The organism is Clostridium tyrobutyricum, from assembly GCF_019144085.1.
Classification (GTDB): domain Bacteria; phylum Bacillota; class Clostridia; order Clostridiales; family Clostridiaceae; genus Clostridium_B; species Clostridium_B tyrobutyricum_A.
Genome location: NZ_JAHHUY010000027.1, coordinates 20,207 through 37,717, shown reverse-complemented (window position 1 = coordinate 37,717; position 17,511 = coordinate 20,207). Strand labels below are relative to the sequence as shown.

Genomic DNA, 17,511 nt, shown 5'->3' with positions numbered 1-17,511 from the left:
TTTTTACTATAATTATCATAAGACGCTGTAGTCGCTTACTCCTTTGAGCAAAGAAAGAGAGTTCCTATTCTCTTATTAACTTATGAATTATAGTTAAAATAAATTACTTAAAGGTGCATATATAAGAATTAAATTTTTATACAAAAAAATAAAATCCCATGTATATAAGATTTTACTTAACAAAAAAGGTTGAGTAAACTCAACCTTTTATTTATTCAAATATTGTTTTACAATTTGGCTTACAAGCTTACCATCTGCTCTGCCTTTTGTCTTTGGCACAACAATTGCCATAACCTTTTTCATGTCTTTTATACTATTTGCTCCTACTTCGTTAACTGCTTGATGAACAATTTCGGAAATCTCTTCTTCATTTAACTGCTGAGGAAGGTAACTCAACAAGATCTTTATCTCATTTTCCGCATTATCAACTAAATCCTGTCTATTTCCCTTTTTAAATTCCAGTACAGCTTCACGCCTTTGCTTGACTTCCTTTGCTAAAATACCTATGATTTGTTCATCGTCAAGCTGCTTTCTATCAGTTTTTTCAACTAACAAAACAGCGGCTCTAGCCATACTTATGGTGCCAGCTTTAAATTTGTCCTTAGACTTTAAAGCTTGCTTCCAATCTTCCTGTAATCTTTCTTTAAGAGACATTTACACAATAACCCTCTTCCAAAAGAAACTCTATTTAAATTTTCTCTTTCTAGCAGCTTCTGACTTTTTCTTTCTTTTTACACTTGGTTTTTCATAATGTTCTCTCTTTCTTACTTCTGAAAGAACACCAGCTCTAGCGCATTTTCTTTTAAATCTTCTTAATGCACTTTCAATAGTTTCATTTTCTCCAACTTTTATTTCTGACATATTATATCCCTCCCTCCGCTAGCTCAATTTAATTTTAAAAATTAAATGCAGTTAACATAGGTCAAATAGCACATAGATTATTATACAACAAATGTTTTTATACTGTCAACAATTTGAATTTTTTAGCCTGGTGGCCAATTCAATGACCTTCCTCCTAATAAATGAAAATGTACATGGGGCACAGTCTGTCCTCCATCTTCTCCAGTATTTGAAACAATTCTATAACCTTGCTCATCTATTCCCAATTTTTTTGCAATATCTTTAGCTATTAGAAATATATGGGCAATAATTTTTGAATCTTCTTCTGCGAGAACATTAATGCTTTCTATATGTTTTTTAGGAATTATAAGAACATGAACCGGTGCTCCTGGACTTATATCCTTAAAACTCAATACAAGTTCATCTTCATATATTTTTTGTGAAGATATCTCACCATTTATTATTTTACAGAAAATACAATCTTCCACATGCTCACCTCCTTATTATCAGGATATCAAATAAACATTACTTACAAATAGTATTCAATACTTATAATAAATATCCTTCTAAAATTTAAAAACTTTTATGCTACTCCAATATCTTACCTGTCAAATATCCATTTTCGCTGTCTATAATTTTAGTTTTCATTATGCTTCCTTCTATATTTTTATGGCATTTAGTCACAATTTTTATATAATTAGGAGTATAGCCTTCATATAAATCTTGGCTATCATTAAATTTTTTTTCATATAATACATTCATATGATTGCCTAAAAATTTATTTCTAAACTGTTCTTCTAATATTTTATCCAAATTTATAATTTTAGAACTTCTATCTTCTTTTACATTGCCATCTATTTGATCTTTCATGGATGCAGCTCTTGTTCCAGATCTAGGACTGTACTTGAATACATGCATTTTTGAAAGTTTAATTCTATTTAAAAATTCGTAGGTTTCATTGAATTCTTCATCTGTTTCACCTGGGAAACCAACTATAATGTCCGTAGTTATGGACACATCTTTTATATTACTTCTCAATTGTTTCAAAATATTTTCATATTCACTTGTAGTATATCTTCTATTCATTCTTTTTAGCGTTTCATCACACCCACTTTGCAGTGAAAGATGAAAATGAGGACATAATTTTTTTATGTATTTTATATTTTCTACAACTTCTTCCGTAAAAAATTGAGGATCAATAGAGCCAATTCTAAATCTTTCGATACCTTCTATTTGATCTATTTCCTGTAAAAGTCGCAAAAGATTCCAACCATCTTTTAAATCAGTTCCATAAGAAGCTATATGTATTCCTGAAAGTATTATTTCTTTGAAATTGTTGTGTGCTAGTTTTTTTACTTCTTCTATAACCTTATATGGTTCTTTGCTGCATACTGCTCCCCTTGCAAATGGAATCAAACAGTATGAACAAAATCTATTACACCCGTCCTGTATTTTTAAAAAAGCTCTAGTTCTACGTTGATATTTATCAATATTTAAATCTTCAAACATATTGTTTTGTAAAATTTTATTTACTTCTACAATTTTCTTGTTCTCATTTATATAGCGATTTATCCAATATACAATATCACCCTTGTTTCTGCTTCCTAGAACTACTTCAACGCCTTCTATGCTTGAAACTTCTTTTGGTGATACCTGTGAATAACATCCAACTACTGCAATAACCGCATCTTTATTTTTTTTTCTAGCCCTATGAATCATCTGTCTGGATTTCTTATCACCCATATTTGTCACAGTACATGTGTTTATAATATAAACATCTGCACATTCATCGAAATTTACGGAATCATAGCCTTCTTTTATAAATTTTTCTATCATGGCTTCTGTTTCATATTGATTAACTCTGCATCCCAAAGTTAATGCACTTACAGTTTTTTTACGGTTATACTGATTTAAAAATTCAATTTCATTTAAAGTTAAATCCATCACTAATTTGAACCTCCTAAATCACCGAACTCATACATAATCAGTGATGTGCATACAAGTCCCGCAGTTTCTGTTCTCAGTATTCTAGGTCCAAGAGTAACTATATTAGCTCCAACATCTTTTAATGTGCTTATCTCTTCCTCAGCAAATCCGCCTTCAGGACCAATTATTATCCCAATACTCTTAATTTTATTTTTATCCATATTTTGTGCTAAATTTTTTATTCCAATACTTTGTTCATTTTCATATGGCACTACAATTAGATCTATATTTTTCAATAATTGTTGAATATCTTTAAATTCCATGGGATTATTTACTTTAGGTATTACACTCCTCTTACACTGTTTGCAGGCTTCTTTAACTATTCTATTCCATCTGTCTGCCTTTTTTAATTCCCCCTGCTTGTTTTTTACTACAACCCTATCAGTAAAAATTGGAGTTATCTCCTTTACACCAAGTTCTGTAGCTTTTTGAACTATTAAATCCATTTTGCTTGATTTTGGGAAACCCTGAAACAAATATACATCTATATTACTTTCATTGTCCAGATCCAATTTTTCTAATATTTCCACCTGAACCTGTTCTCGATCAATAGTTTTTATTAATCCTAAAAACTCTTCACCACAGCAATCATTTATACTCACTTTATCGCCAGGTTTAAGTCTAAGCACTTTATATATATGTTTTACATCTTCTCCCAAAATATAAGCTGTATTTTCCATTATATTTTCTTTTGATACAAAAAATTTGTGCATGCACAACAACCTTTTTAATTAAATTATACTTTGTTATATTTTGCAGTTATACAGGACCATTCTCCATCTTCATCTATCTTTTCAATAATAAAATCAGATTTTTCCAATTTATCTATTACTTCCTGTTCCCTTTCTTTTAATATACCGGAAGATATAAAAACTCCTCCGGAACTCAAAAATTTCTTAACAGTATCACATAGTGGTATTATTATATCTGCTATTATATTGGCAACTATTATATCAGCTTTTCCAGAAACAACATCCATAAGATTTCCATGGAGTATTTCTATGTTTGAAATATTATTGTAAGTTACATTCTCCCTGGCTGATTTTACAGCTACAGGATCCAAATCAACTCCTATTACCTGCTTTGCATTTAGCTTTGCAGATGATATTGAAAGTATGCCTGAACCAGTTCCTATATCAAATACTACAGAATTGCTACCTACATAGTTTTCCAACATATTGATGCACATTCTAGTAGTTTCATGAGTACCGGTACCAAAAGCCATTCCAGGATCCAAATATACTGGTATTTCATCATCTGCTGTTTTATAATTTTCCCATATTGGAACTACTACTATTTTGCTTCCAACTTTAGTAGGCTTATAATACTGCTTCCAATTGTTTTCCCAATCCTGTTCTTTAACTGTTTTTACTGTAACTGTTCCCTTGCCCTTGTCTATATCAAATTTTTGTAAATTATTTATAGATTCTTTTATATAATTCAGATTTTCCTGAAAATTTTCATTTTCCTTATAATAGGCTCTTATAATTGCATAATCTTTCTGTTTTAAAAGACTATTATCAAAATAGTCCCAATCTCCAGGGTGCTTTTTTTTAAATTCAATATCTTCCGGATCCTCAACAGAAATACCCTGCACTCCAGTATTGTATAATATTCCTGAAATAGCCTCTACCGCACTGCTAGTTGTAGCAATGGAAAGTTCTATCCAATTTTTGTCCATAATACACCACTTTCTAAGTGAAATTATTTTCTTTTATTAAATTCACGCTTTATTTTGTTCATAAAAGAATTCTTATCTTTTTCTGGAGTTACATTTTCTCCACTAGCTTCCATAAATTCAATTAGAGTCTCTTTCTGATTTTCATCTAAATTCTTAGGAACATCTACTATGACATTTACATATTGATCGCCTCTGCCTCTTCCATTTACCCTGCTTATGCCTTTACCTCTAAGCCTAAATACAGTTCCGGACTGAGTTCCTGCAGGAACGTCATATTTTACTTCACCATCTATTGTTGGTACTTTCATTGTAGTTCCAAAGACTGCTTTTCCAAAACTTATATGGGCATCTATATATATGTCAAATTCCTCTCTTTTAAATTTAGAACTGGATGCAACTCTTATATTTATATAAAGGTCTCCTGCTGGTCCTCCATTCACTCCAGCTTCTCCTTGTCCTCTCATAGGAATGATATTGCCTGTATCAACTCCAGCTGGAATATTAACCTGTATCTTTCTATGTTTTCTTACTGTTCCTTTTCCTTTACAATGTGGGCATGGATCTTTTATTATAGTTCCTTTTCCTCCACATTTATCACAAGTAGTCATAGTTACAAAATTTCCAAGAGGTGTGCTCCTCTGAACTCTTATTTGACCGGTTCCTCCACACTTATCACAAGTATGTGGCTTAGTTCCTTCTTTTGCTCCTGTACCATGACAGTGCTCACAATTCTCATTTCTGCTTAAGCTTACATCTTTTTTAATACCAAATACCGCTTCTTCAAATGTCAAACTTAAAGCATATTCAAGATCCCTACCTTTTTGAGGAGCATTTCTACCTCTACTGTTTCCACCTTGAGAAAATCCGCCTCCAAAAAATGAATCAAATATATCTCCAAAACCACCAAGATCTGAAAAGTCAAATCCTCCAAAGCCAGCTCCCTGTGCTCCACCAGCCCCATTAAAATCAGCTGTACCGAATTGATCATATTGAGCTTTTTTCTGAGGATCTGATAAAACCTGATAGGCTTCATTTATTTCTTTAAATTTTTCCTCAGCATCTTTATTGCCCTTATTTCTATCTGGGTGGTATTTTAAAGCTAATTTTCTAAAAGCTTTTTTTATTTCATCATCACTTGCACCTTTTTCAAGTCCCAACACTTCATAATAATCTTTATTTGCCATTTTTATATTTCACCACCTAATGAAAACTATACTAAAAATATTAAGGGAAGAGTAATACTCATCCCTTAACTATTACTATTATACACATTTATTATACAATCGTGAAGAGAAAATACTATTTATCATCATCTACTTTGTAATCAGCATCAACTACATTATCATCTTTTTTCTCCGTATTTTCAGCTCCACCTTGAGTACCAGCTCCAGGATTTGGTCCAGCCTGACCTGCCTGACCCTGCTGTCCATATATTTTAGATGTAATTCCATAGAATGTTTGAGTCAAATCTTCAGTAGCTTTCTTTATAGCTTCTAAATCTTCTCCATCTTTAACCTTTTTAAGAGTTTCCAATTTATCTTCTATAGATTTCTTATCATCTGGAGATACTTTATCTCCAAGATCTTTTAATGTCTTTTCTGTTTGATATACGAGTTGATCCGCATTATTTTTAACTTCTATGGATTCTTTTCTCTTTTTATCCTGTTCTGCAAACTTTTCTGCATCTTTTACAGCATTATCTATTTCTGCATCATTTAAATTAGTTGAAGCTGTAATTGTAATATTTGCTTCTTTTCCAGTTCCCTTATCTTTAGCAGATACATTAACTATACCATTGGCATCTATATCAAATGTAACTTCTATTTGAGGAACTCCTCTTTGAGCTGCAGGTATACCTGAAAGTGTAAATGTTCCAAGTGTCTTATTATCAGCAGCCATCTGTCTTTCACCTTGAACTACATGTATTTCAACAGAAGTCTGACCGTCTGCTGCTGTTGAGAATACCTGGCTCTTTTTAGTTGGTACTGTAGTATTTCTAGTTATTAATGGAGTTGCAACTCCACCTAAAGTTTCGATTCCAAGAGTAAGTGGTGTAACATCAAGAAGTAAAACGTCCTTTACGTCTCCTGTTAAAACTCCTGCCTGAATAGCTGCACCTACTGCTACACATTCATCTGGATTAACTCCCTTTGAAGGATCCTTACCAGTAAAGTTTTTAACCGCTTCTTGAACCGCAGGTATTCTTGTTGAACCACCAACTAATATAATTTTATTTATATCACTTATTGTAAGACCTGCATCATCTAATGCCTTTTTCATGGGTTCTATAGTTCTTTGAACCAATTCTTGAGTTAATTCATTAAACTTTGCTCTAGTTAAATCCATATTTATATGTTTAGGGCCAGTAGCATCTGCTGTTATAAATGGCAAGTTTATATTTGTCTGTGTGGATGAAGAAAGTTCAATTTTTGCCTTTTCAGCAGCTTCTTTCAATCTCTGAAGACACATCTTGTCATTTCTCAAGTCTATTCCATTTTCAGCCTTAAAAGTATCTGCTATATAATCAATTATCTTCTCATCGAAGTCATCTCCACCTAAGTGGGTATCTCCATTTGTAGCCTTAACTTCAAATACTCCGTCTCCAAGTTCCAATATTGATACATCAAATGTACCACCACCTAAATCATATACAAATATCTTCTGGTTCGTATCCATCTTATCTACACCATAAGCAAGTGATGCAGCTGTTGGCTCATTTATTATTCTAAGTACTTCAAGTCCTGCTATTTTACCTGCATCCTTAGTTGCCTGTCTCTGACTGTCATTAAAATATGCTGGTACTGTTATAACAGCCTGATTAACAGTTTCCCCTAAATAAGCTTCAGAATCTGCCTTTATCTTCTGAAGTATCATTGCTGATATTTCCTGTGGAGTATATTTTTTTCCATCTATATCTACTTTATGATCTGTTCCCATTTGTCTCTTTATTGATATTATTGTCTTATCAGGGTTTGTTATTGATTGTCTTTTTGCTACCTGACCTACAAGTCTATCCCCATTTGCCTGGAATGAAACTACAGATGGAGTTGTTCTTGCGCCTTCTGAATTGGCTATAACTACAGGATCTCCACCTTCCATAACTGCTACACAAGAATTTGTTGTACCTAAATCAATACCTATTACTTTTGACATTGTTAATTACCTCCTAAATTTATCTGTCTCCAAAATTTATTAAATATTTATATAATTAGAATCAATTTGCCACTTTAACCATGCTGTATCTTAATACTTTATCTCCTCTTTTATATCCTTTCTGAAATACTTCTGCTATGAAATTCTTGTCATAACTATCATCTTCTATATGCATAACTGCATTGTGCATATGAGGGTCAAATTCTCCATCCGCAGGAATTTCTTCTACATCTAATTTTTTTAGTGCATCATTAAATTGCTTCATTGTCATCTCTACGCCTTTTTTAAGATCATCTTTATTTCCCTCTACTGCAATTGCTCGCTCTAAATTATCAAGTACTGGAAGTATATCTTTAAGTATATCTTCACAGGACTCTGTATAGATGTTTTCCTTTTCTTTAGCTGTCCTTTTTCTAAAATTATCATATTCTGCAGATGTTCTAGCTAGCCTATCCTTTAATGTATCCAATTCATTTTTAAGTTTTTCATTTTCATCTTTTAATTTGCTATTCTCTTTTTTTATATTTTTAACTGATTTTGCATCTGAAATATCTTCAACATTGTCTGAATCCTTATTTTTCCTTTCATTACTTTCCTTTTCATTGTATTCTTCATATTCTTCTGATACTTTACCCTCTGAAGTTGCTTCAGTTTCATCCAAATCTTTTTTTAAATTTCCATTTTCCTCAGTATTGTTATTCTTATTAGACATACTAGTTATTTCCTCCAATCCAATATTTTATAATAAATATCATTCATCGTCAAAATAAATATTAGTTAGAATATAATTTAATTCCCTAACTACATTTGACAATACAGATATAACTTTGGAGTATGGCATCCTTGTAGGTCCTATAAGTCCAATTTTTCCTATAGGCCTATCTCCCAAATTATAAACTGCTGATATAACGCTGCAATCTTCTGCTCCTTCAATATAGTTTTCATTTCCTATTTTAACTGAAATATTTGAAGGATCATTTAAAAGTTCGCTTACTTTTTCTTTATTGTCAAGCATAGATAAAAATTCTCTAGCTTTTGCAATATCTTTATATTCTGGATAGTTGAATATATTAACAGTACCTTGTAAATAAATGTCAGAGTTGTCTACACTCTTTAAATTTTCGTATAAAGCCGGAATTATAGCGTTAAATATGTCTTCATATCCTCTTAAATCAATCTTTATATTATTTATTACTTCTAAATTTATCTGTTCACTATTTAAACCTCTTAATCTATTACTAAGCAAAATACTCAATTTATTCAATACTGTATCAGACACACTTTTTCCAACTCTTATTACATTGTTTTTTATTACTCCACTATCTGTAACAAGTACCAAAAGTATATTGCTGTTAGATTCTATATTCACAAGCTGAAGATGTTTTATATAACTCTTGCTTACAGATGGTGTTCTAACTATACATGTAAGTTTAGTAAGTTGTGCTAAAAGCAAAGTGGCCTGTTTTATTATTTTATCCACTTCAAAAAGGGCACTGTTTAAAATCTGTTTTTTTATTATATATAGTTCTTTTTCACTGAGATTAGGTATTTCCATCAATTTATCAACATAAAGCCTATATCCCTTATTTGATGGTTTCCTTCCTGAAGAACTGTGTAATTGCTCCAAATATCCCATGTCCTCTAGATCAGCCATTTCATTTCTTATTGTAGCCGAACTTATGCCCATATTATACTTTTTGGCAATGGTTCTGGATCCTACAGGCTCTGCTGTATTTATATAAGAATCTATTATTGCCTGTAGTATTTTTATCTTTCTGGGATCCATTTCCATATAATCACCTCTTTATTAGCACTCGTTAATGTTGAGTGCTAATTGCTATGATTAAAAAATATCACTCATGATTTTCTTTGTCAACTTCATGCAATATTAATTATTCAATAAAATTCTAAAATATTTGGAGTTTAAATTTATAATAATCAATAATACTCAATTTTTCTTTTAATATCTATGCAACTTATTTACACAGTTAAAATGAAGTCACACATCACGCTATTAGATACTTGTATTCCCCTTTTACTTAAATATAATCTATCACCATTTCCAATTAGAGTACCATATTTTATATGCTTATCTATTTCAGTTTTATATATGGAATATATATCCTTATGAAATCTTGATTTAAAATCGAGTATGGATATTCCTTCATTTTTTCTAAGACCCATAAACACGAATTCCTCCATATCATCTTCTATAGAATTTTTATGGAAATCCAGTTTTGAAAAATTGTTATTATCTGATTCCTCTATATATTCTCTTATATGCTCAATTTTTTTATACCTATATCCTTGAACATAGGAATGGGCACCTGCACCAACTCCTATGTATTCTCCCAAATTCCAATAGTTCAAATTATGTTTGCATTGAAAACCAGGCTTTGAAAAATTTGAAATTTCATATTGTACATATCCATTATACTCAAGAAAATCCACTGCGAATTCATACATTTGCCTTTCTAGATCTTCTTGTGGAAGATCTAGGCTTCCTGCTCTATACATGTTGTAAAATGCTGTATTTTTTTCTATTATAAGACTGTAACACGATACATGCTCCGGATTTAATTGAATCACATTTTTTAAAGTCTCCTGCCAATCCAGCATTGATTGATTAGGAAGTCCAAACATAATATCTATGTTTATATTTGAAAATTTTAATTTTCTAGCAAGTTTGTAACTTTCTAAAAATTGATCTAGAGTATGTATTCTGCCCAAGCTTTTAAGAATTTCATTCTGCCATGATTGTAGTCCAATACTCAATCTATTAACTCCCATATGCTTCAAAAAACTTAATTTTTCCTCTGAAAAAGTTCCTGGATTTCCCTCAACTGTAAACTCTATATCACTTACTAAATTCAATTTTAAAATTGAATCATATATATTTTTCCATACATCCAAAGGTAGATAAGTAGGAGTCCCCCCTCCTATAAACACTGTTCCTATTTTATCATATCCAGCACTATTTATATCATTTTGAAGGGCTTTACCATACTTAATCATTAAATTTTCCATACCACTATAAGAATTAAAATCACAATACAGACATTTGCTGACACAAAACGGAATGTGTATATACAATGAAAGATTATTTTTTAAACTATTCATAATTAATCCTCTGTCTTTAAAATTGTCATAAATGCCTCTTGAGGTATTTCCACCGATCCTACCTGCCTCATTCTCTTCTTTCCTTCTTTTTGCTTTTCAAGTAATTTCTTCTTTCTGGATATATCTCCTCCATAACATTTTGCCAAAACATCTTTCCTCATAGCCTTAACCGTCTCTCTTGCTATTATCTTTCCTCCAACAGCCGCCTGAATAGGTATTTCAAATAATTGCCTTGGTATTATATCCTTCAATTTTTCAGCTATATGCCTTCCTCTTTCATAAGCCCTTTCTTCTGGTACTATCATAGAAAGTGCATCTACTATTTCGCTGTTTAAAAGTACATCCAATTTAACCAATTTAGCTGCACTATATCCTTTTAACTCATAATCAAAGGAAGCATAGCCTCTGGTTCTTGATTTCAATGCATCAAAAAAATCATATATTATCTCATTGAGTGGTATATCATAATTGAGAGAGACTCTTGTAGTTTCAATATACTGCATATCATTAAAAGTCCCTCTTCTGCTCTGTGCCAGCTTCATTACAGCGCCTACATAATCTGAAGGTGTTATTATAGAAGCTCTTACTACAGGCTCCTCCATATACTTTATTTCAGTTAATTCCGGCATATTGGTAGGATTGGTAAGTTCTACTATGTTTCCATCTGTTTTCATGATTTTATATATAACTGAAGGAGCTGTAATTATAATATCCAGATTAAATTCTCGCTCTATTCTTTCCTGAATTACATCCATATGTAAAAGTCCAAGGAAGCCACATCTAAAACCGAATCCAAGTGCTATAGATGTTTCCGGTTCAAAAGAAAGTGCTGCGTCATTTACCTGAAGTTTTTCAAGAGCTTCTTTTAATTCTCCATATTTTGCTCCATCTACAGGATATATACCACTAAATACCATAGGTACGGCAGGTCTATAACCTTCAAGAGCTTCTTTCGCCATTCTCTTTGCTTCAGTAACAGTATCTCCAACTCTAGCATCTCTTACATTCTTTATAGAAGCCGTAAAATATCCTACTTCGCCTGCCTTCAAACCATCATTGGGCAAAAAATTTGGAGCAAATATCCCTGTCTCAATTACTTCATATGATTTGTCTGTAGCCATCAATTTTATCTGCATCCCAGGTTTTATAGAACCATCCTTTACTCTTATATGACAAACAACTCCCCTATAACTATCATAGTTCGAGTCAAATATAAGAGCTTTAAGTGGAGCATTTTCGTCTCCCTCAGGAGCCGGTATCTTTTCTACTACAGCTTCTAGAACATCTTCTATATTAAGTCCTGTTTTTGCAGAAACAAGAGGTGCATCCTGTGCCTCTATTCCAATAACATCTTCTATCTCTTTTTTTATTTCATCAGGTCTTGCACTTGGAAGATCTATTTTATTTATTACAGGAACAATTTCCAGATCATGATCCAGTGCCAGATAGCAATTTGCAAGTGTCTGTGCCTGTATACCCTGTGTAGCATCTACAACCAGTATAGCCCCCTCACAAGCAGCTAGACTTCTAGAAACTTCATAGTTAAAATCTACATGTCCGGGAGTATCTATAAGATTCAATATATACTCTTCATCTTCTGATTTTTTGTACACCAACCTTACAGCCTGTGATTTTATAGTTATGCCTCTTTCTCTTTCAAGGTCCATATTATCAAGTACTTGGGAATCCATTTCCCTTTCAGTAAGAGTACCAGTCTTTTCGATCAACCTATCTGCAAGGGTAGATTTACCATGATCTATGTGAGCAACTATAGAAAAATTTCTTATATATTTTTGCCTTTCGCTCTGCATATATTCTCCTCCATAACCAATAGACAATTTAAAAGATTTGCACTTTCTGCAAATCTTTCATGTTTAAAAATCTATAATAACTATACTAAATTATAACATAAGAAATATTCAGTTAAAAGAGAATTAATCAATGTACTATATTTGATTTGATTTGTCTAAATGTTTTATCCATTCCATCAACTACATCATCTGTTTTATCCTTTACTCCCTTACAAACATTTTCAGTAAATTGAAATGAAATATTTTTAAAATTATACAAATTCCATCTTCCAAAATCTATGGAATAATTTTTAGTATTAATAGTAAAGTTAAATGGATTCAAATTACAATCTATACTAAAATCAGACTTATCTTTAATAAATTTAGGCATACTATTATTTACAATGATTATTCCTAAAGCAACCAATATTATACAAAATATAGTTACAGATTTAAATGCTCTCCTTCTCATAAAAAACCACCCTCACAATAAGAAATATTTTAAAATTTCTACTATTTTCTATTATTAAGGATGGACTTATTTACAAATTTTATTCACTTGTCATTTAGTATTTATTCTAAAAAAGTATTTATCTCTTCCAAATTGAGTTCCGGTTGAAGAGCCATATTTATTCCGGATGCAAGTATTTTGGATACTGACTCTATTACAACATCAACATCTTTAGGTGTTACCATTATATTTTCAGAGTTGTTTAAAATTTCAAGTATTAACTTTCTCTTCTCTTCCATATCCATTGACTTCAGCATACTGTAAAATTCACCGCCAGTTTTGGATTTGGATATTAACTCATTTACCACACAATCTATAGTATCATTGGCCATTGTAGCAGCATCTACCACTGTAGGTACGCCTATTGCAATTACAGGTATTCCTAGAGTCTTTATACTCAATTCCATTCTTCTGTTTGCAACTCCCGATCCAGGAGATATTCCAGTATTGCTTATTTGTATGGTGGAATTGACTCTATCCATTTTTCTGGAAGCCAATGCATCTATACATATTATTATATTTGGTTTAATCTTATCTACAATTCCCTTTATAATCTCACTGCTTTCGATACCTGTAAGTCCAAGTACTCCTGGTGCAACTGCACAAACCGGTCTTATTCTCTCATCTATCTTATCTGGTATCAACTGTTTCAAATGCCTTGTAACCATTAACCTGGATATAACCTTGGGTCCCAAAGAATCAGGAGTTATATTCCAATTTCCAAGTCCTACAACCAATGCAGTCATACTGTTGTTTAAATCATTTCCAATAGAATTAATTATTTTTTTTAATTCATCTCCCATAACTTTGCTCAATGTATCTCTCAATTCTCCATCATAGTGTGCAAGTTTGGGAATATCAATAGTTATGTATGATCCCTTTGGCTTACCCATCATCTTTTCGCCTATATCTTCAGTTACTTTCACATTGGTTATCTTTATATTATCTTTTAAACTTTCATTTATCTTAACTCCAGCTATATCTTTTCCACTTTCATTTTCATATATTTCCTTTGCCTCCAAAGCTAGATCTGTTCTCGTATTTAACAAATTAATCACTCCAAATATAAAAATTCTATTTATGATAATATTGTTTGTTTTTTCTTAATGTTTATTCATATTTTGTTTGCACTTAAAATTTATACTTGAATGAAGTTATTTTTAATGCTATAATAGCATTTGTTAAATATACGAAGTTTATTAGTATTCCCCAGAGCTAATAGGACTTTATAAAATTATAAGGGGGTGAATTACATGGCAAATATTAAATCAGCAAAAAAGAGAATCAAAGTTATAGAAACTAAGACTCTTAGAAACAAGATCATAAGATCTTCATTAAAAACTACTATAAAGAAGTTTTTAACTGCTGTTGAAAATAATAATGCGGAAGAAGCTAAAGTTGCTTATCTTGCATCTGCTAGATCTTTAGATAAGGCTGTATCAAAAGGTATCATACATAAAAACAAAGCAGCAAGAAAAAAATCTAGATTGGCAGCAAGATTGGATAATTTATCTGCTTAATAAATAAACCGGTATCTACCGGTTATTTATTTATCCTGCAATTGTATTTATTATTAGAAGTTCTATTTCAGTTTTCTGATCTACTGTAGAACTTTTAATTTTTTGTTCTGAATTTATACAAAGATCTATAGCATGTTTGAGTTGTTTTAATGTGAATTTTTTGCTTTGGCTCATCATTATACTGTAAGCATAGTCCGATCTCATTCTAAGCATATTCATTATATATTTTTTATCCTTTTTGTCTTCAATAGCCTTTTTCATCTTAAATAGAAGATTAAACTGTCTCTCTATCATAGTCAAAATATAATTTATATTTACTCCCTTATATATAAGTTCATCTAAAACAATCAATGACTCTTTTATCTTTTTATTCGATATTGGATTTACAAGATCAAATATATCGTCATCACTTGTTTTTAAAAATAATTTTTTTATATCATCTTTGGTTATCTCTCTTCCATAAGTATAACAGCAGAGTTTTTCCACCTCATTTTTTATTACACTAAAATTATTATCTTCCATAACACTGCAAAATAATCTTAACTCAAATTTTTTTATTTCTTTGTTTTTTTCATTGAATATCTGCTCCACTCTATTTTCAAGTTGCCTACCCTTTAATTTATCTATTCTGACCACACAGGCATCTTTGTCGAACTTATATATTCTCTTACTTATCTTATCCCTTTTACTTTTAAAAACATCGTACATTATAAGTATACAGTGTTCTGGAATTTTCTTTATATAATTATGTATATAATTAAATTCTTTTTCTTCAGACAGCTTGCTCTTATTTTGCAAATTGCTGCCAATAAAAGCAGCTCTATATACAAGCACCACTTTTTTATCGTTCATAAATGGAAGCGTCTGACAAGCATTTATAACAGGCTGAAAACTATCCATTGAATTTCCATCAAACTTTATATAATTTAACTCTAAAAAATTAGGATTAATAGTTCTATCTACTATAAGCTTTACACATTCCTGAATAATATTTTCATCCAATCCACAAAATATGTAGCAGTTCTTAAAATCCTTTTTTTTTAAATCTTCCTTAAACGTAAATAAGTCTATCATATTATCACCTTTTTTCACTCATTTTAATTGGAATCAATCTGTTAAATATTATACCATATGTAATACTTTTATCTAGAGGATCTTCATATTTAGACAAATTATTAGTTTTTACTTTTGGTATACAAATTAATGAATTTTCATTGGCTTTTGAAACTTTATATTCTCTTTCTCCATTTAATATAAAACTGAATTTTTCTTTATTATTTATGTGAAATTTAATTATAAGACTATTACTTTCTCGGCTTGAATTTACACTTAAAAAGCTATTTTTATTCAATGTATATTTATAATTTTCCCTTGGATTAGTTATAATCTTATCTATATTCATATATTTTTTTATATTGACTATCCATTTACCATTATAGGAATCATAATTACATATCATAATTTTTTGATTTCTGCTGATCAATATAACAGCTTCACCACTTTGAAAATTTAGAAAAGTCACCTTGGTTATAATACTATAATTTTGAAGTACAATAAATATGAAAAGTGCTGCAGGAAGATATTTTACTTTCTTGTATCCACTTTTATACAGTTTAAAACTAATATAAATCAGTAACATTATAATACCTTGTTCATAATTTAAATACACTATTTCCGGAGTTAATTTAAGTACTATTGAACTTCCACCTTCTGATGCCGCAAGTACTACATTGATCAACTTTGCAATTATGTTAAATATGGGTTTGAAAAAAGAAACAACAAGTGCTATATTTCCTAGTACTACAAGTATAGAATACATTGGTAGCAAAAATAGATTTCCCAGTATAAATCCATAACTGAAATTTTGAATTGTAAACGCAACATACGGAAGTGAAAATACTTGAGATGATAATGTTAAACTTATGCTTTCATTTAATTTTTTAGGTATCATGTATAGAATTCTTGAAAGTTTTTTATAATACACGAGTATACCTAAAGTTGCTAAAAACGATAATCCAAATCCTATATCTACTATATAATATGGTTTTGCCATAATTAGTATAATTGCAGATAAACTTAGAGAGGATAATCCATCGTATTCTTTAAAAAATATTTTGGCTAATTTATATATGAGAATCATTATAAAAGATCTCATGGTAGCGGCAGACATACCCGTAAAAAACACATAGATTATTGAAAATAGAACAGCTATATTAAATCCAAATATTCCTTCTATAGCTTGATATATAATTGCCATATGGAAACCTGATACACTAACAGCATGTATAACTCCCAGTTTTTGAAATTCCTGATTTTGATCTTGAGTAAGATATTGGACGTCTCCATAACATATACCCATTATAAGAGCCGTTCTGTCCTCACCAATTATATCTTTAAATTTATTATGTATGAGTTCTTTATATGAATAAGAATAGTACATTATATCTTTTTTCAATAATTTATATTTATTTAATTTATAATTTCCTATAATACCTCTTGTAAAATTTATATCTTTTTTAAAAGACCCATACGCTTCTATACTTGATCCTTCTGTTAATTTATCTATATTTCCATTTATTATTATCTTTCTACCATTTATACTTCCTATAAAATAATAATTCTTTTTGTTCAATAATTTGATTCTATCTATATGGGATCCAGGATTAAAATTAAAATAATTCAAAAAACTAAAGGCCGCCAAAGAGAAAAAAACAGCATTTATAATAAAAAATTTCCTATCTAATGTAGTAAAATATATTATAAAAAACAATACAGCAATAGTTGAACATATGATAATGGAATTTTCTAAAATTTCCATGGCACATAAGCAACCTACTGCTGTAGAAATAGCATAAAATATCAATGGTCTTTTCATTGGCCACACCTCTTTGACTATAAGTATTGACCAAA

Annotated in this window: 17 protein-coding genes; 1 reads left to right on the top strand and 16 read right to left on the bottom strand. The window is 30.6% G+C overall.

What is annotated here, in order from left to right:
• Positions 1-207: 207 nt before the first annotated feature.
• From KM800_RS11650 to gpr, 14 genes are all read right to left on the bottom strand, one after another.
• Positions 208-654 carry a GatB/YqeY domain-containing protein gene (locus KM800_RS11650; RefSeq protein WP_217813234.1) on the bottom strand — a complete coding sequence of 149 codons (447 nt, stop codon included), beginning with the start codon at positions 652-654 and terminating at the stop codon, positions 208-210.
• 30 nt (positions 655-684) lie between these two features.
• Positions 685-861, bottom strand: coding sequence for a 30S ribosomal protein S21 (gene rpsU, locus KM800_RS11645; RefSeq protein ID WP_007061146.1), 177 nt, complete (start codon positions 859-861; stop codon positions 685-687).
• 122 nt (positions 862-983) lie between these two features.
• Positions 984-1,328 carry a histidine triad nucleotide-binding protein gene (locus KM800_RS11640; RefSeq protein ID WP_217813233.1) on the bottom strand — a complete coding sequence of 115 codons (345 nt, stop codon included), beginning with the start codon at positions 1,326-1,328 and terminating at the stop codon, positions 984-986.
• A gap of 100 nt (positions 1,329-1,428) precedes the next feature.
• The gene (mtaB, locus tag KM800_RS11635) at positions 1,429-2,784 is read right to left on the bottom strand and encodes a tRNA (N(6)-L-threonylcarbamoyladenosine(37)-C(2))-methylthiotransferase MtaB (protein ID WP_217813232.1); all 1,356 of its coding nucleotides are present in this window, start codon (positions 2,782-2,784) and stop codon (positions 1,429-1,431) included.
• Positions 2,785-2,786: 2 nt separating this feature from the next.
• Entirely contained in the window at positions 2,787-3,539 is a 753-nt protein-coding gene (locus tag KM800_RS11630; RefSeq protein WP_217813231.1) for a 16S rRNA (uracil(1498)-N(3))-methyltransferase, read from the bottom strand.
• Positions 3,540-3,562: 23 nt separating this feature from the next.
• Positions 3,563-4,507 carry a 50S ribosomal protein L11 methyltransferase gene (gene prmA, locus KM800_RS11625; RefSeq protein ID WP_217813230.1) on the bottom strand — a complete coding sequence of 315 codons (945 nt, stop codon included), beginning with the start codon at positions 4,505-4,507 and terminating at the stop codon, positions 3,563-3,565.
• Between the two features lie 23 nt (positions 4,508-4,530).
• Positions 4,531-5,691: a molecular chaperone DnaJ gene (gene dnaJ / locus KM800_RS11620; RefSeq protein ID WP_217813229.1), complete on the bottom strand. Its 1,161-nt coding sequence runs from the start codon at positions 5,689-5,691 to the stop codon at positions 4,531-4,533.
• 115 nt (positions 5,692-5,806) lie between these two features.
• Entirely contained in the window at positions 5,807-7,660 is a 1,854-nt protein-coding gene (gene dnaK / locus KM800_RS11615) for a molecular chaperone DnaK (protein ID WP_217813228.1), read from the bottom strand.
• Between the two features lie 61 nt (positions 7,661-7,721).
• Positions 7,722-8,372, bottom strand: a complete 651-nt coding sequence (gene grpE, locus KM800_RS11610) for a nucleotide exchange factor GrpE (protein ID WP_217813227.1) — start codon at positions 8,370-8,372, stop codon at positions 7,722-7,724.
• Positions 8,373-8,411: 39 nt separating this feature from the next.
• Positions 8,412-9,452, bottom strand: a complete 1,041-nt coding sequence (hrcA, locus tag KM800_RS11605) for a heat-inducible transcriptional repressor HrcA (RefSeq protein ID WP_217813226.1) — start codon at positions 9,450-9,452, stop codon at positions 8,412-8,414.
• Positions 9,453-9,640: 188 nt separating this feature from the next.
• Positions 9,641-10,780: a radical SAM family heme chaperone HemW gene (gene hemW / locus KM800_RS11600; RefSeq protein WP_217813225.1), complete on the bottom strand. Its 1,140-nt coding sequence runs from the start codon at positions 10,778-10,780 to the stop codon at positions 9,641-9,643.
• 2 nt (positions 10,781-10,782) lie between these two features.
• Positions 10,783-12,591 (bottom strand): translation elongation factor 4, encoded by a 1,809-nt coding sequence (gene lepA / locus KM800_RS11595; RefSeq protein WP_217813224.1) that lies wholly within the window; start codon positions 12,589-12,591, stop codon positions 10,783-10,785.
• Positions 12,592-12,718: 127 nt separating this feature from the next.
• On the bottom strand, positions 12,719-13,042 hold the full coding sequence (locus KM800_RS11590; RefSeq protein ID WP_217813223.1) for a hypothetical protein: 324 nt from the start codon (positions 13,040-13,042) through the stop codon (positions 12,719-12,721).
• 101 nt (positions 13,043-13,143) lie between these two features.
• The gene (gpr, locus tag KM800_RS11585; RefSeq protein ID WP_217813222.1) at positions 13,144-14,130 is read right to left on the bottom strand and encodes a GPR endopeptidase; all 987 of its coding nucleotides are present in this window, start codon (positions 14,128-14,130) and stop codon (positions 13,144-13,146) included.
• A 204-nt stretch (positions 14,131-14,334) separates the two neighbouring features.
• Here gpr and rpsT point away from each other — a divergent pair, with 204 nt between their 5' ends.
• Positions 14,335-14,601 (top strand): 30S ribosomal protein S20, encoded by a 267-nt coding sequence (gene rpsT, locus KM800_RS11580; protein ID WP_217813221.1) that lies wholly within the window; start codon positions 14,335-14,337, stop codon positions 14,599-14,601.
• 30 nt (positions 14,602-14,631) lie between these two features.
• Here the strand turns inward: rpsT and holA are convergent, their stop codons facing one another.
• On the bottom strand, positions 14,632-15,675 hold the full coding sequence (gene holA / locus KM800_RS11575) for a DNA polymerase III subunit delta (RefSeq protein ID WP_217813220.1): 1,044 nt from the start codon (positions 15,673-15,675) through the stop codon (positions 14,632-14,634).
• A 4-nt stretch (positions 15,676-15,679) separates the two neighbouring features.
• Positions 15,680-17,476 carry a ComEC/Rec2 family competence protein gene (locus KM800_RS11570; RefSeq protein ID WP_217813219.1) on the bottom strand — a complete coding sequence of 599 codons (1,797 nt, stop codon included), beginning with the start codon at positions 17,474-17,476 and terminating at the stop codon, positions 15,680-15,682.
• Positions 17,477-17,511 lie beyond the last annotated feature (35 nt).